This is a genomic window from Salinicola endophyticus (assembly GCF_003206575.1).
GTDB lineage: Bacteria > Pseudomonadota > Gammaproteobacteria > Pseudomonadales > Halomonadaceae > Salinicola > Salinicola endophyticus.
Map to the genome: position 1 here is coordinate 513944 of NZ_PZJO01000003.1, position 14375 is coordinate 528318.

The 14375-nt window shown below is 66.4% G+C and carries 14 protein-coding genes; 7 read left to right on the forward strand and 7 right to left on the reverse strand.

Going from position 1 to position 14375, the window contains the following annotated elements:
- Window positions 1-121: 121 nt before the first annotated feature.
- On the reverse strand, window positions 122-1048 hold the full coding sequence (locus DOM66_RS08835) for a LysR family transcriptional regulator (RefSeq protein ID WP_035476357.1): 927 nt from the start codon (window positions 1046-1048) through the stop codon (window positions 122-124).
- A gap of 154 nt (window positions 1049-1202) precedes the next feature.
- On the opposite strand from DOM66_RS08835, the gene DOM66_RS08840 reads away from it, so the two are divergent.
- Window positions 1203-1979, forward strand: coding sequence for a ferredoxin--NADP reductase (locus tag DOM66_RS08840; RefSeq protein ID WP_110678096.1), 777 nt, complete (start codon window positions 1203-1205; stop codon window positions 1977-1979).
- A 109-nt stretch (window positions 1980-2088) separates the two neighbouring features.
- Here DOM66_RS08840 and glnK read toward each other — a convergent pair whose 3' ends face one another.
- From glnK to DOM66_RS08855, 3 genes are all read right to left on the reverse strand, one after another.
- Window positions 2089-2427: a P-II family nitrogen regulator gene (glnK, locus tag DOM66_RS08845; protein ID WP_035476361.1), complete on the reverse strand. Its 339-nt coding sequence runs from the start codon at window positions 2425-2427 to the stop codon at window positions 2089-2091.
- Window positions 2428-2663: 236 nt separating this feature from the next.
- Window positions 2664-3914, reverse strand: a complete 1251-nt coding sequence (locus tag DOM66_RS08850) for an ammonium transporter (RefSeq protein ID WP_110689901.1) — start codon at window positions 3912-3914, stop codon at window positions 2664-2666.
- Window positions 3915-3942: 28 nt separating this feature from the next.
- Window positions 3943-4281 (reverse strand): P-II family nitrogen regulator, encoded by a 339-nt coding sequence (locus DOM66_RS08855; protein WP_035476366.1) that lies wholly within the window; start codon window positions 4279-4281, stop codon window positions 3943-3945.
- A gap of 283 nt (window positions 4282-4564) precedes the next feature.
- On the opposite strand from DOM66_RS08855, the gene DOM66_RS08860 reads away from it, so the two are divergent.
- From DOM66_RS08860 to rhtB, 4 genes are all read left to right on the forward strand, one after another.
- Window positions 4565-4885 (forward strand): accessory factor UbiK family protein, encoded by a 321-nt coding sequence (locus DOM66_RS08860; RefSeq protein WP_110674058.1) that lies wholly within the window; start codon window positions 4565-4567, stop codon window positions 4883-4885.
- Between the two features lie 216 nt (window positions 4886-5101).
- Window positions 5102-6625 carry a YifB family Mg chelatase-like AAA ATPase gene (locus DOM66_RS08865; RefSeq protein WP_110674059.1) on the forward strand — a complete coding sequence of 508 codons (1524 nt, stop codon included), beginning with the start codon at window positions 5102-5104 and terminating at the stop codon, window positions 6623-6625.
- A gap of 156 nt (window positions 6626-6781) precedes the next feature.
- Window positions 6782-7396 (forward strand): HAD family hydrolase, encoded by a 615-nt coding sequence (locus tag DOM66_RS08870; RefSeq protein WP_110689902.1) that lies wholly within the window; start codon window positions 6782-6784, stop codon window positions 7394-7396.
- A gap of 193 nt (window positions 7397-7589) precedes the next feature.
- Complete coding sequence (gene rhtB / locus DOM66_RS08875) at window positions 7590-8213, forward strand: homoserine/homoserine lactone efflux protein (protein ID WP_110689903.1); 624 nt, start codon at window positions 7590-7592, stop codon at window positions 8211-8213.
- A gap of 16 nt (window positions 8214-8229) precedes the next feature.
- Here the strand turns inward: rhtB and DOM66_RS08880 are convergent, their stop codons facing one another.
- From DOM66_RS08880 to DOM66_RS08890, 3 genes are read right to left on the reverse strand one after another with little or no spacing between them, the layout of a single operon-like run.
- Window positions 8230-9393 carry an aminotransferase class I/II-fold pyridoxal phosphate-dependent enzyme gene (locus tag DOM66_RS08880; protein WP_110689972.1) on the reverse strand — a complete coding sequence of 388 codons (1164 nt, stop codon included), beginning with the start codon at window positions 9391-9393 and terminating at the stop codon, window positions 8230-8232.
- Window positions 9394-9431: 38 nt separating this feature from the next.
- Window positions 9432-9908 (reverse strand): hypothetical protein, encoded by a 477-nt coding sequence (locus DOM66_RS19550; RefSeq protein ID WP_157958771.1) that lies wholly within the window; start codon window positions 9906-9908, stop codon window positions 9432-9434.
- Window positions 9909-9946: 38 nt separating this feature from the next.
- Window positions 9947-10963, reverse strand: coding sequence for an alpha/beta hydrolase (locus DOM66_RS08890; RefSeq protein ID WP_110689904.1), 1017 nt, complete (start codon window positions 10961-10963; stop codon window positions 9947-9949).
- A 254-nt stretch (window positions 10964-11217) separates the two neighbouring features.
- On the opposite strand from DOM66_RS08890, the gene DOM66_RS08895 reads away from it, so the two are divergent.
- Both DOM66_RS08895 and DOM66_RS08905 read left to right on the forward strand, forming a co-directional pair.
- Window positions 11218-13386: a malate synthase G gene (locus DOM66_RS08895; protein WP_110689905.1), complete on the forward strand. Its 2169-nt coding sequence runs from the start codon at window positions 11218-11220 to the stop codon at window positions 13384-13386.
- Between the two features lie 567 nt (window positions 13387-13953).
- Entirely contained in the window at window positions 13954-14370 is a 417-nt protein-coding gene (locus DOM66_RS08905; protein ID WP_035476385.1) for a PaaI family thioesterase, read from the forward strand.
- Window positions 14371-14375: the final 5 nt, after the last annotated feature.

A 14375-nucleotide genomic window follows, 5' to 3' on the forward strand; every position in this document is an offset into this window, starting at 1 on the left:
TCTGGGGTCTCGAACACCCCAGGTGGTGACGATACGCGGATGGCGTCTGGCGCCATCCGCGTTTCTGTTTTCTGTATTCCGGTGGCGGCCCCGCCCCGCAGGTCCGCTTCGCCTGCCGAGGTCACGGCACCGGCGGCAGGTCTATCTCGTCGCTGCGTCGGGCGTCGGCGGTCATCTCGCGACATAGCCTGAGAAACTCGCGCATCGCCGTGGTGAGATACTTGTGGCGATGCCAGATGAAGGCGAAGCTGCGCGTCAGGTCGAGCTCCGGTGTTGCGATGGGTACCAGGCTGCCGCGGCGGAAGGCGTCGCGCAGCGCCAGCCGCGAGACGCAGCCGATGCCCAGCCCCGACTCCACTGCGCGCTTGATCCCTTCGGTATGCTCCAGCTCCAGCAGGATGTCGAAGCGGCCACGCCGGTGGCGCATGGCGTGCTCCAGGGTGCGCCGCGTGCCCGATCCCACCTCGCGCATGATCCACGATTCACGCAGCAGGCGCTCGATATCGGCGCTGCCCTCGGCGGCCAGCGGATGGCGGGGGGAGCAGAACACGGTCAGATCGTCATCGATCCACGGCTGAATGACGATATCGTCGTGCTGACAGTCACCCTCGATCAGGCCCAGGTCGAGCTCGTGCAGGGCGATCCGCTCGACGATCGAGGCGGTATTGCGCACCTGCAGGCGTACCCGGCTCTCGGGATAGCGCTGCATGAAGTCGCTGATCAGCAGGGTGGCCAGGTAGTTGCCGATGGTCAGTGTGGCACCGACCTCCAGCGAGCCGATGCCGCGCTGGCCCTTGAGCAGCTCCTCGATCTCTTCGCCACGGTCGAGCAGCGCCACCGCCTTGGGCAGCAGCTGGAAGCCCAGGGCGTTGAGCTTGAGCCGCTTGCCGATGCGGTCGAGCAACTGGCAGTCGAACTGGCGCTCCAGCTCGGCCAGTGCGGCGCTGGTCGCCGACTGGGACAGCGCCAGGGTCTCGGCCGCCCGCGAGACGCTCTGATGCTGGGCGATGGCGACGAACACCTCGAGCTGACGCAGGGTGTAGCGCATGGCGAGCTCCTATATCGATAGGCTCGATAAACCTTATCCAAACAATCCACTTAACAGAATAGCATCCGCTTCTTATAGTCTCGGCATCTACTCAGGTCATCCACTTATTCTTTTTCGATCTGTTCTATTCTCGATCCGTTCAAAGGAGCCTTTCATGAGCAAGTTCGCGCTGGAAGAAGTCCTCAGCGTTCATCACTGGAACGACACCCTGTTCAGCTTCCGCACTACCCGCGATCGCGGTCTGCGCTTCAAGAACGGTCAGTTCGTGATGATCGGACTGGAAGTGGAAGGCAAGCCGCTGGTGCGGGCCTACTCCATCGCCAGCCCCAACTACGAGGATCACCTCGAGTTCTTCAGCATCAAGGTGCCCGATGGCCCGCTCACCTCGCGCCTGCAGCACCTGCAGGTCGGTGACCAGGTCATGGTCAGCCGCAAGCCCACCGGCACACTGGTGTGCGACGACCTGCTGCCGGGTCGCAACCTCTACATGCTCTCCACCGGGACCGGGCTGGCACCCTTCATGAGCCTGATCCAGGACCCGGAGGTCTACGAGCGCTTCGAGAAGGTGGTGCTGATTCACGGTGTGCGTCACGTGAGCGAGCTCGCCTATGCCGATTTCATCGGCAAGGAGTTACCGGCACACGAATATCTGGGCGAAGAGATCAGCGAAAAGCTGGTCTACTACCCCACGGTGACCCGCGAGGATTTCCACACCACCGGACGCCTGACCGATCATATCCGCAGCGGCAAGCTGTTTGCAGATACCGGCCTGCCGCCGCTGGATCCCAAGCAGGATCGCGCCATGATCTGCGGCAGCCCGGCGATGCTCGACGAGACCAGCGACCTGCTCGACGAGCTGGGCTTCTCCATCTCGCCGCGCATGGGCGAGCCGGGGGATTACGTGATCGAGCGCGCCTTCGTCGAGAAGTGATCTCACCCCGGGCATGACCGCCCGGGGCACGCAATGCAGCGCAAAAAAAGCCCTCGTCGACGCACTGTCTACGAGGGCTTTTTCGCGGTTGCGGGGTGAGCGCTTGCGCTTACACCGCGTCCTTGCCGGTCTCACCGGTACGGATACGAATCACCTGCTCCAGCGGCGAGACGAAGATCTTGCCGTCGCCGATCTTGCCGGTATTGGCGACCTTGGTGATGGCATCGATCACCTGGTCGCTCATGCTGTCGTCCACGGCCACTTCCAGCTTGATCTTGGGCAGGAAGTCGACCACGTACTCGGCACCACGATAGAGCTCGGTGTGGCCCTTCTGACGCCCGAAGCCCTTGACCTCGGTGACGGTGACGCCCTGCACCCCGATCTCGGACAGGGACTCTCGCACATCGTCCAGCTTGAAGGGTTTGATGATGGCGGTGACCAGTTTCATGGGGGAATTCTCCTCGCGTGCGTGGCGCTCTGTCTGAACGGATCGTCTCGTCGCGGTGTGCGGACGAGGCCTGTGCGAATGGGTGTAGCTCCAGGCTTGGCCCAGCCCTGGCCTAGCGCCTCTGACGACTGCCCGGCGACTCTCTCTATCTTAAACATACACCGCGATGGGCGGGAATGAAAAAAGGCCCCCCGAAGGGGGCCAGGGGAGCACGCCAGCTCACTCGGTGAATCGGCTTACTTCTTGCCGACATTGAATTCAGGATAGGCTTCCATACCGCACTCGGCGATATCGACACCTTCGTACTCTTCCTCTGCGGAGACGCGCAGTCCCATGACCGCCTTGAGGATGCCCCAGACCACCAGACTGGCGATGAAGGTCCAGGCGAAGATCGAGGCGATACCCAGCAGCTGTGCGCCGAAGGACGCATCGCTATTGGAGAACGGCACCGCGATCAGGCCCCAGATACCCACCACGCCGTGCACCGAAATGGCGCCCACCGGGTCGTCGATCTTGAGCTTGTCGAGGGTGACGATGGCGAAGACCACCAGCAGGCCACCGACGGCACCGATCAGCGTCGCACCCAGTGCGGTAGGGGCCAGCGGTTCGGCGGTGATCGCGACCAGACCGGCCAGGGCGCCGTTGAGGGCCATGGTCAGGTCGGCCTTGCGGAACCACAGCTTGGCCAGGATGATCGCGGCGATCACACCACCGGCAGCGGCGGCGTTGGTGTTGACGAAGACCTGAGCGACCGCGTTGGCTTCGTCGACGTTGGAGACCATCAGCTCGGAGCCGCCGTTGAAGCCGAACCAGCCCAGCCACAGGATGAAGGTACCCAGCGTGGCCAGCGGCAGGTTGGCGCCCGGGATGGCGTAGATGGCGCCGTTCTTGCCGTACTTGCCCTTGCGTGCACCCAGCAGCAGCACGCCTGCCAGCGCGGCGGTGGCGCCACACAGGTGAACCACACCGGAGCCGGCGAAATCCTGGAAGCCGGCGGCGTCGAGGAAGCCACCGCCCCATTTCCAGTAGCCCTGAACCGGGTAGATGAAGCCGGTCATGACCACTGCGAAGGCCATGAACGCCCACAGCTTCATGCGTTCGGCCACGGCGCCGGAAACGATCGACATGGCGGTCGCGACGAACACCACCTGGAAGAAGAAGTCGGAGCGGGCCGAGTAGTAGACGTCGCCGCCGCTGCTCATCACGTCACTGACGCTGTGCTCGGCACCGATCAGGAAGCCCAGGCTGGGGATGACGCCGCCGCTCTCGCTGGAGTACATGATGTGGTAGCCGACCAGCAGATACATGGTACAGGCGATGGCATAGAGGACGACGTTCTTGGTCAGGATCTCGGTGGTGTTCTTGGCGCGCACCAGGCCGGCCTCGAGCATGGCGAACCCCGCCGCCATCCACATCACCAGCGCCCCGGTCACCAGGAAATAGAAGGTGTCGAGCGCATAGGAAAGTTGTACGACTTGATCGTTCATTCTGTGTGTCTCCTCGTTCCGCGCCGTTTTATACGGCGTCGGCCCCGCGTTCCCCGGTGCGAATCCGGATGACGTCTTCGAGTGGCGTGACGAACAGCTTGCCGTCACCGATCTTGCCGCTGTTGGCGGCCTCTCGGATGGCGTCCAGTACCCCGTCGACACGATCGTCCTCGACGGCGACCTCGATCTTCACCTTGGGCAGGAAGTCGACGACGTATTCCGCGCCGCGATAGAGTTCGGTGTGGCCTTTCTGACGGCCGAAGCCCTTTACCTCGGTGACCGTGATGCCCTGGACGCCGTTATCGGCCAGCGCCTCGCGTACGTCATCGAGCTTGAAGGGTTTGATGATGGCGGTGATGAGCTTCATCCCTTGTCTCCCGTAGTCGGCTTGCGCCTGAACGGACCACGCAGAAGCCATGCCAGTTGGTGATAACGTCTTTACAATCATTCACTTATTTCTTGTCTTGAAGGTTGTCAGGTCTGCCATGGCGAGCTTGCCTCGGTTGCCCGCACCAAATTGATGCGCGGTGCGTGGTCCGCTGCACTGAGAAAGAGCGGCGGCCGGGCCATGGCGTCGGCAGGCATCCGGCGCGCGCCGGTGGCGCAGTTTGCGTATGCTGAAGGGCAGTCACGAATCAGGAGATCACACCATGTCGACACACGACCGTTTCGAGCGTCTGGCCAAGCAGCTCGGCGACAAGCTGCAGGGCGCCTCCCAGGCCCCGGGCGACATCCAGCGCAACGTCCAGGGGGTGCTGCGCGGCGCCATGGAGCGCATGGATATCGTCTCGCGCGAGGACTTCGACATCATGATGGACGTGCTCACCCGCACCCGGGAGCGGGTCGAGGCGCTGGAAACGCAGGTGGCGGCGCTCGAGAACGCCCTGCACAGCGAGCGCGCCTCCCAACCCGACACGGCGGCGCTGGCTGAGGACGATACCGACGGCAGCCGCGATGGCGCCCAGCCCTGAGCGGGTTGATAGACAGCCCTGAGCGGGGTGATGGACAGCCCTGGGCGGGGTGATAGACAGCCCTGAGCGGCGTCTTGACTCACCCGCGCTAAAGGGCCGGGCGGTAAAGGCGATAACAGGATAATCGGCCCCTTATCCTGTCCGGGCCGGCGGTGACGAGCCGCCGGTCCGCCTGTGTCCCGGGCATCCGCCGGGACGCGCCGTCACGGAGGCGACATGAGCCTAGCCATCGTGCGCACGCGCGCCAGCCTCGGGCTGGAGGCGCCGCAAGTGCTGATCGAAGTGCACCTCAGCAACGGCCTGCCGGGGGTGACCCTGGTGGGGCTGCCGGAGACCGCCGTGCGCGAGAGCCGCGAGCGGGTGCGCAGCGCACTGCTCACCGCCGGCTTCGAGTTCCCCACCCGTCGTATCACCCTCAATCTGGCGCCCGCCGACCTGCCCAAGGATGGCGGCCGCTTCGACCTGCCGATCGCGCTGGGTATCTTGATGGCCTCTGGCCAGATACCGGTAGAAGCGGCGCAGCAGCTGGAGGTGATCGGCGAGCTGGCGCTGGATGGCACGCTGCGCCCGGTCACCGGTGTACTGCCGACAGCGCTGGCTGCGCGGGCCGCTGGTCGGGGTTTGATCGTGCCCTCGGCCAATGCCGACGAGGCGGCGTTGGCCGAGGGGTGCCAGGTGTTCGCGGCGGCGCATCTGCTGGCGGTGGTGGGGCATCTGCTGGGTCGCGAGCGGCTCGCGGCGCACCAACTTGGGACACCGCCGCGCGCCGAGATGGTTCAGCCTGACATGGCCGACGTCAAAGGCCAGCACCAGGCGCGCCGGGCGCTGGAAGTGGCTGCGGCCGGTGGTCACAACCTGCTGCTGGCGGGTCCGCCGGGCACCGGCAAGACCATGCTGGCGAGCCGGCTGGCCGGCATCCTGCCGCCGCTGAGCGGTGACGAGGCGCTGGAGGTGGCGGCGGTGCGCTCGGTGTGCGGGCTCTCGATCATGGATCGCTGGGGCCAGCGCCCGTTTCGTAACCCGCACCACACCTCGAGCAGCGTGGCGCTGGTGGGTGGCGGCTCCAAGCCGCGCCCCGGCGAGATCTCGCTGGCGCATCACGGCGTGCTGTTTCTGGATGAGCTGCCCGAGTTCGACCGCCACGTGCTGGAGGTGCTGCGCGAACCGCTGGAGTCGGCCCAGATCCTGATCTCGCGGGCCAATCACCAGCGCCGTTTTCCGGCCCGATTCCAACTGGTGGCGGCGATGAACCCGTGCCCCTGTGGCCACCTTGGCGATCCGCGCCAGCGCTGCCACTGCAGCCCGGCGCAGATCCAGCGCTATCAGTCGCGGCTCTCCGGGCCGCTGCTCGACCGTATCGATCTGCAGGTGGAGGTGCCGGCGCTACCGGCTACCCAGTTGACCGACCAGACGCCGGGCGAGTCCTCGGCCAGCGTGCGTCAGCGGGTGCTGGCGGCGCGCGAGCGTCAACGCGCCCGGGGCTGGCTCAACGCCCAGCTGCCCGGGCCCGAGCTGGAAGCTGCCTGTGCCCTCAGCGTGGCCGAGCGCGAGTGGTTCGCCGGCGTGCTGGACCGGCTCAAGCTCTCGGCCCGCGCCTACCACCGGGTGCTGCGCGTCGCCCTGACCCTGACCGATCTGGGCGAAGAGTCGCGGGTCGGGCGACCCCAACTGATGGAAGCGATCGGCTACCGTCAGTTGGACCGGCTGCTCAACGCTGGCGATCCGCTGCGGGGGGGATAGGTGGGTCTCATCAGGAATGAGGCGTCATGCTCTGGTCTATGCGTTGTCATGAGCCGGGGGTAAGTTTCCGTCCAGCATCGGCTTGCTATCAGTTTTCATGGCTCAAGGCTGACTCAGGCGATGCCCGATACCTTCTCAACCAGGAACCGATCATCCATGGCAGCAGAGATCCAGCACATCGTCTTCGACATCGGCAAGGTGTTGATCCATTACGATCCGCACCTGCCCTATGCCCGGCTCATTCCGGACGAGGCCGAACGGCAGTGGTTCTTCGACCATGTCTGCACCCACGCCTGGAACATAGAGCAGGACCGCGGCCGCCGTTGGGAGGATGCCGAAGCCTTGCTGATTGCCGAGCATCCCGACCGGGCCGAGGAGATTCGCCATTTCCGTCGCCATTGGCACGAGATGGTGCCCCATGCCTATGACGACAGCGTCGCGCTGATGCTGGGGCTCATCGAGGCGGGCCACGATGTGACGCTGCTGACCAATTTCGCCGCAGACACCTTCGTCGAGGCGCGCGGCCGGTTTCCGTTCCTCGATCGGCCCCGCGGCGTCACCGTGTCCGGCGAAGTCGGCCTGATCAAACCCGATATCGCTATCTACGAAACCCACGCGACATCGTTCGGCCTCGATCCGCAAAAGAGCCTTTTCATCGACGATGCGCTGGTGAACGTCGAGGGCGCGCGCGCCGCCGGCTGGCATGCCGTCCATTTCACCGGCGCAGAGACGCTGAAGCGCGACCTCGCCGGCTACGGGATCAGGGCCTGACCTGCGTTGCCGATCGGGGCCGCCGGTCGGTGCGCATCTGGACGCCATCGTTCGCGGCGCAGCGTCGGGTTGTGCACCCATCCTGAGCTGTCTTGTCTGGCGCCTGTGGCGAGCACATACGTGCCTTGGGTGTCCCAAGCGGTCATTGCCCACCGGTAGACTAAATCCCCCCTACGATGGAGAGAGTAAGACGATGACCTTTGGCGTCTGGCTGACCTTTCTGCTGGCGGCTTGTCTGGTGAGCCTGTCTCCCGGCGCCGGTGCCATCAACACCATGAACAGCGGCATGACCCGAGGTATTCGCGCCACCCTGCCCACCATTCTGGGGCTGCAGCTGGGTTATGCGATCCAGATCCTGGTGGTGGCGGTCGGTCTCGGAGCGGTGTTGGCCTCTTCGACCACCGCTTTCCTGGTGATCAAGTGGATCGGGGTCGCCTACCTGGTGTGGCTGGGTATCCAGAAGTGGCGCACGAGCGGCGCGATCTTGACCCAGCGCGGCGCGCACCGAACCCCGCACCGGCAGTTCTGGCAGTCCGCGCTGGTCAATCTGACCAACCCCAAGGCGACGGTGTTTCTGGTCGCGCTGTTCCCGCAGTTTCTCAGCGCGGGCGAGCCAGGATCCCACGCCACCCAGCTACTGGTGATGGGTGCCACGCTGCTGGGGGTCGATATCCTTGTCATGGGCGGCTATGCGGCGCTGGCCAGCCAGTTCAAGGCCTTCATCACCTCGGCCGCACGCATGCGCCTCATCAACCGTGTCTTTGGTTCGTTCTTCATCCTGGCGGCTGGGGTGCTGGCACTCTATCGTCGTACCTGAGCCGGAATCGAGAGGTTCAGCGCAGTGCCTCGGCGATGCCATCGAGCCGCCCCGGCACCAGGGCGTCTTCCAGCGCGCTGATCCGCAGCAGATGACCCAGGGCCGGATGCGCCGGGCGATGGATCAGGGTGCCCTCGTCGAGCAGACGGCGGTGCACGGCCGCGGCGCGCTCGGCGCTGTCGAGTCGCACGGCCACGAAGTTGGTGGCGCTGGGCAGCACCTCGGCGCCCTGCGCTGCGAGCCAGCCGGCAAGGGCCTCGCGCCGCTGGATGACCGCGGCGACATGGGCGCGGGTCTCCTGCGGGTTTGCCAGCAGGGTCTCGGCCGCCGCCAGCGCCAGCGACGAAACCGCGTAGTGAATCCTCACTTTCATCAAGACGGCCAGGATCTCCGGCGGGGCGATGGCGTAGCCGACGCGCAGCCCGGCCAGCCCATGGGCCTTGGAGAAGGTGCGCAGGCGTATCACCCCCGGCCACACCGCACTCGCCGCCGGTGCCCAGGCGTCGTCGCGGAAGTCGTGATAGGCCTCGTCGAGCACCAGGGTGCAGTCGTCGGGCAGGGCGTCACGCAGGGCCAGGATGTCGGCGTCTTGGTGGAGATGGCCGCTGGGATTGTCAGGGTTGGCCAGATAGACCACCCGCGCGCCTTCGCGCACCGCCGCTGCGGCCAGGGCGTCGAGATCCGGCGCCAGGCGACCGGTGGCGCTGGCGTAGTCGACCTCGATCTCGCGGCAGCCGTGGCCGCGCACGAAGTAGCTCCAGGTGGGATAGGTGCCGGCGCTGGTGATCACCGGGCTGCCGGTGTCGCATGGTCCGGAATCACAGGGTCCAGAGTCACAGGGGCCAGAGTCACAGGGTCCAGAGTCACATAGTGCGCGCAGCGTCAGCGCCATCAGGCTGTCGGCACCGGCGTCCACCAGCAGGGCGTCGCGGGGCAGGTCGAGGGCCTGGCCCAGGCAGGTGCGCAGTGACCACGCCTCGGCGTCGCCGTAGGTGCGCGCCAGGGCTGCGAGCTCGGGGCCGAAGCGGGCGTTGAGCGCCTGGTGCGGCATGTCGAGCCCTTCATTGGAGCCGATCCGGTGCGGCAGCGCATGGCCGAGCCTGCGCTCCAGCGCGGGTAGCCCGGGGAAGGGGTTGTGCGGTCCATCCTGGGTGTCGAGGTGGCGGGCAAAGCGTGACATGGGCTCTCGGTCTGGCTGGAAATGAAATTGGAGATGGTTCAGGGCGCGCCGCGGGAGCCGGGCAGGGCGTCGAGATCGAGCGCGCCGCTGGCCTGCCACTGCCAGTGCTCGGACGGCGTGGCGACATGCGTCAGGTCGAAGCGTAGCCGGTAGGGTTGCAGGGTGCGGTCGCTCAGGGCCAGCGGCGGTGAGTCGGCGCTCAAGCTGGCCTGCAGCAGCCACTGGTCCGGGGTGGCGCCGTCGAGCTGTGCCGGCACCCAGTCGAGCACGTGGGGGGAGTCCTGCTGGCTCAGCAGGGCGCGCCCGAGGGCCTCGTTGAGTGCCGCGGCCGAGATCGGCAGGCGCGCGGCGACCTCCGCCGGACCCAGCAGCACGGTGATCGTCGGCGTACGCGCGGCGGGCCAGGGCGGTTTCTCCAGCAGCCCCGTGGCGGCGCTCGCCGCCAGGCCGCGCAGTGCCTGGCGCGGCGTCTCGGGGGCGCTCGAGAGGCCGCTGCAGGCGCTCAGCAGTGTCATCAGGCCAAGCCCGACGAGGGCTCTGGGCGCCCAGCGGCTCACGGTGTCGCTTCCGGGGGCTGTCCCGGCGGTGATGCCTGCGCCGCGTCTGGCGTGCCGGGATCGGCGAGAAAGCGGTCGAGCTGGCCGAACAGGGTGTCGCGGATGGCGGCGGATTCGTTGACCAGGTGGTGGCGCGCTTCGGGGTGGCGGATGATCTCGGCGCGGGGAAACTTGCGCTTGAGCGCCTTGAGATTCCAGCGCCAGTCGACTGTCATGTCCTGCTCGCCCTGCAGGATCAGCACCGGCAGCTCGGCCGGCGGGCGCTTGAGCAGGGTCGGCATCCAGCGGCGCATGGCACTGACCCAGGTCAAGGCCAGGCGGTCGTCCTGCAGCGGATCGTGCAGGCGCAGAAAGTCGGCGAAGGCGATATTGTTGGTATTGGGGCGGTACTTGCGCGGGATGGTATCGACGAACGGGCTGGCCAGGCTGTGCAGCCAGCGCGACTGATTCCAGCCCCAGGGTCGCACCAGCGGTGCCAGCAGCACCAGCGACTGCCACGGCGCCTCGCTACCGCGGGCCAGGGTGTCGGTGGCGACGATCGAGGCGCCGGTGCTCTGGCCGATCGCCAGCCACGGCCCCGGCGCCAGTTCGCGCGCCTGTATGGCGGCTTCGACGGCGTTGAAACAGAGCACGTAGTCGGTGAAGTCGTCGATGGTCGAGCGCGCGCCGCTGGAGAGACCGTGGCCGGGCAGGTCCCACAGCACCACCTGCCACTGCTGGGCCAGCAGGCGTGCGAGCAGATGGCCGTAGAGCCCCAGATGGTCGAAGTAGCCGTGGACCACGAACAGGGTGCCGCGCGGCGCCGGGGGGGCCCATACCTGGCACCACAGCTCGTAGGTCTTGCCCGCGTCACCCGAGGCGCTCAGAAAGCCGGCGTGGAGCTGGGTGCCGGGATGGACGTCGAGCAGCGGCGTCAGATGATAGTGGTCCAGGTAGGCGGCGAGTGGCGAGGTGCCGGGCGACGCGATACGGTGGATAGGACCGAGGGCCTTCAATGGCGAAAAGTCGAGCATGCGCGAGTCTCCTGAGGCCTCTCATGCTAACCGCCAGTGGCCTGCGAAACCATGACAGAGGTTACCGCGCACCGGCGTTGTCGCGCCGGTCTCGATGAGATGGACCAAGGTCGAACGAGACATCGTCGGCAGTGCGCTCTATCATGTGGGAATGATTTATGTGGAAATGATTTCCATAAACTGATTTCCGGGGCGCCGCCCGCGCGGCGCCCGTCTCTTCTGACGCCGGGCCGCGGCCCGCACTGGAGGCTAGTATGACGCAGCGTGTTTCCCACCACCGTCTGCAGGTGGCGACCGAGCTCGAACGCTTTCTCAACCAGGAAGCGCTGCCCGGTACCGGGGTCGATCCCGACACCTTCTGGCGCGGCTTCGATGCGCTGATCCACGAACTGGCGCCGCGCAACCGCGAGTTGCTCGCCGAGCGCGACCGGCTGCAGGCGGAGCTCGACCGCTGGCATGCCGAGCACCCGGGCGAGATTCGCGACATGGCCGCCTACCGCCAGTTTCTCTCCGATATCGGCTACCTGGTCAAGGCGCCGGCCAGCGTGACGGCGAGCACCGCCAACGTCGATGCCGAGATCGCGCGCCAGGCCGGCCCGCAGCTGGTGGTGCCGGTGAGCAACGCGCGCTATGCGCTCAACGCCGCCAATGCGCGCTGGGGCAGCCTGTATGACGCGCTCTATGGCACCGACGTCATCGCCGAGAGCGACGGCGCCGAGAAGGGCAGCGGCTACAACCCCAAGCGCGGCGAGAAGGTGATCGCCTATGCACGTAACGTGCTCGACATGGCGGCACCGTTGGCCACCGGCTCGCACCGCGATGCCACGCGCTACCTGATCCGCGACGGCCGGCTGACGGTGGCGCTGGAGGGCGGGCGCGAGACCGGGCTCCAGCACCCCAGCCAGTTCGTCGGCTATCGCGGCGACGCCGCCGCGCCCGAGGCGGTGCTGCTCTCGAATCACGGCCTGCACCTGGAGATCCAGATCGATGCGAGCCACGCCATCGGCAAGACCGATCCGGCCGGGGTCAAGGATCTGCTGGTCGAGGCTGCGGTGACCACGATCATGGATTGCGAGGACTCGGTCGCTGCGGTCGACGCCGAGGACAAGACCCTGGTCTACCGCAACTGGCTGGGGCTGATGAAGGGCGATCTCGAAGAGCGCTTCGACAAGGGCGGCAAGACGGTCACCCGCCAGCTCGCCGCCGACCGCGAGTATACCCAGCCCGACGGCGGCAGCCTGACCCTGCCGGGGCGTTCACTGATGTTCGTGCGTAACGTCGGCCACCTGATGACCACGCCGGCGATCCTCGACGGCGACGGCAACGAGATTCCTGAAGGCATGCTCGATGCGGTGGTCACTGCGCTGGTCGCCATGCACGATCTGGCGCGCGACGGCGGCAACTCGCGCACCGGCTCGGTCTATATCGTCAAGCCGAAGATGCACGGCCCCCAGGAGGTCGCCTTCGCCGACGAGCTGTTCGCCCGCGTCGAAACGCTGCTCGGGCTGGCCGAGCACACCCTCAAGATGGGCATCATGGACGAGGAGCGGCGCACCTCGGTCAACCTCAAGGCGTGTATCGACGCCGCCCGCGAGCGGGTCGCCTTCATCAATACCGGCTTCCTCGACCGCACCGGCGACGAGATGCACACGGCGATGAACGCCGGGCCGATGTTGCGCAAGGGTGACATGAAGGGCAGCCGCTGGATCGCCGCCTACGAGCGCAGCAACGTGCAGATCGGGCTGGCCTGCGGCCTGCGTGGACGTGCCCAGATCGGCAAGGGCATGTGGGCGATGCCGGACCTGATGGCGGCGATGCTGGAGCAGAAGAGCGGGCACCCCAAGGCCGGTGCCAATACCGCCTGGGTGCCGTCGCCCACCGCTGCGGTGCTGCATGCGCTGCACTACCACCAGATCGATGTCGCCGCGATCCAGCGCGAGCTCGAGGAGCAGGGCGAGAGCGATCTGCTCGACGATCTGCTGACGGTGCCGGTGGACCCCCAGGCGGCCTGGAGCGCCGAGGAGATCCAGCAGGAGCTCGACAACAACTGCCAGGGCATCCTCGGCTACGTGGTGCGCTGGGTCGAGCATGGCGTGGGCTGCTCCAAGGTGCCGGACATCCATGACGTGGGGCTGATGGAGGATCGCGCCACCCTGCGTATCTCCAGCCAGCACATCGCCAACTGGCTGCACCACGGCATCGTCAACGAGGCCCAGGTGCGCGCGACGCTGGAGCGCATGGCCAAGGTGGTCGACGAGCAGAACGCGCATGATCCGGACTACACCCCGATGACCTCGCACCTGGCCGACTCCAGTGCCTTCCAGGCGGCCTCCGAGCTGATCTTCAAGGGGCGCGAGCAGCCCTCCGGCTACACCGAGCCGCTGCTGCATCACTGGCGCGCGGTGGACAAGGCCAAGGGCTGAGAACGCATTGCCAAACGCCTGTATGGGCGTCGGGGGCACGGCGAAGCGAGGGTCCTTTGCCAGGGATGGCAAAGGTAGCGCCCAGGGATGGGTTCACAGCGCCCTCGCAATGCCTTGCTACCGAGTCAGCCCATCCCAGCCACCGGTGTGAAAGAAACACTAGGTAAAGCCGGCAACCGCCCGATCTCGACGCCAGCGACCCCGGTCGCTGGCGTCGGTGTTATTGGGGACAGCGAGTGCGCGGCGGCGAGTGTGGGGCGGCGCTACGCTCGCGATGTTCGTCGGAATGATCTTAGGCTTTGTACGAAAACTACCTGCGCTCGGCAATACGGCGTTAAAAATCGGCTCAAAATGCTCATTTACACCCCGTAAACTCCGCGTTTTCGCCGATTTTTGCCTTGTCTTGCCTTCGCTCGCTGACTTTTCGTACAAACCCTAGGGACAGGCCAGAGCGCCTGGCTGTGCCTGGTGCGCGGCTTGCGCTATCTTGGGCGCAACGTTCTCGAGCGTCCTGTGCCTGGGCATGAGGTCCGGCGTGCCGAGAACCGCTGCCCGGGGGAGAGTTCGATGACCGTGATGACCGCCGCCGAGATCGAGGATTACCTCGACGACGTCTTTCCACATCGCCAGGGGACCATCGAAGCGGTCGACCATATGCGCGCCACCATGAGCCTGGCGATCGAGGACGAACATCTGCGTCCCGGCGCCAGCGTATCGGGGCCGTCGATGATGGGGCTGGCCGATGTCTGCCTCTATGTGGCGATCCTGGCCGAGATCGGCCCCGAGGCGATGGCCGTGACCAGCAGCCTCAACTGCCACTTCCTGCGCCGCGCCCGCGGCGACCGCGACCTGATCGCCAATGCGCGCATCCTCAAGCTGGGCCGCCGCCTGGCGGTGGGGGAGGTGCAGCTCTTCTCCACCGGCGACAACGACCCGGTGGCGCTGGTCACCGCGACCTATGTGCTGCCCGACCGCGACGACTGAGACCC

Bases quoted from the DNA above. Each gene is read 5' to 3' on its own strand.
- DOM66_RS08835 (WP_035476357.1), bottom strand. From the start codon at position 1,048: ATGCGCTACACCCTGCGTCAGCTCGAGGTGTTCGTCGCCATCGCCCAG.
- DOM66_RS08840 (WP_110678096.1), top strand. From the start codon at position 1,203: ATGAGCAAGTTCGCGCTGGAAGAAGTCCTCAGCGTTCATCACTGGAAC.
- glnK (WP_035476361.1), bottom strand. From the start codon at position 2,427: ATGAAACTGGTCACCGCCATCATCAAACCCTTCAAGCTGGACGATGTG.
- DOM66_RS08850 (WP_110689901.1), bottom strand. From the start codon at position 3,914: ATGAACGATCAAGTCGTACAACTTTCCTATGCGCTCGACACCTTCTAT.
- DOM66_RS08855 (WP_035476366.1), bottom strand. From the start codon at position 4,281: ATGAAGCTCATCACCGCCATCATCAAACCCTTCAAGCTCGATGACGTA.
- DOM66_RS08860 (WP_110674058.1), top strand. From the start codon at position 4,565: ATGTCGACACACGACCGTTTCGAGCGTCTGGCCAAGCAGCTCGGCGAC.
- DOM66_RS08865 (WP_110674059.1), top strand. From the start codon at position 5,102: ATGAGCCTAGCCATCGTGCGCACGCGCGCCAGCCTCGGGCTGGAGGCG.
- DOM66_RS08870 (WP_110689902.1), top strand. From the start codon at position 6,782: ATGGCAGCAGAGATCCAGCACATCGTCTTCGACATCGGCAAGGTGTTG.
- rhtB (WP_110689903.1), top strand. From the start codon at position 7,590: ATGACCTTTGGCGTCTGGCTGACCTTTCTGCTGGCGGCTTGTCTGGTG.
- DOM66_RS08880 (WP_110689972.1), bottom strand. From the start codon at position 9,393: ATGTCACGCTTTGCCCGCCACCTCGACACCCAGGATGGACCGCACAAC.
- DOM66_RS19550 (WP_157958771.1), bottom strand. From the start codon at position 9,908: ATGACACTGCTGAGCGCCTGCAGCGGCCTCTCGAGCGCCCCCGAGACG.
- DOM66_RS08890 (WP_110689904.1), bottom strand. From the start codon at position 10,963: ATGCTCGACTTTTCGCCATTGAAGGCCCTCGGTCCTATCCACCGTATC.
- DOM66_RS08895 (WP_110689905.1), top strand. From the start codon at position 11,218: ATGACGCAGCGTGTTTCCCACCACCGTCTGCAGGTGGCGACCGAGCTC.
- DOM66_RS08905 (WP_035476385.1), top strand. From the start codon at position 13,954: ATGACCGTGATGACCGCCGCCGAGATCGAGGATTACCTCGACGACGTC.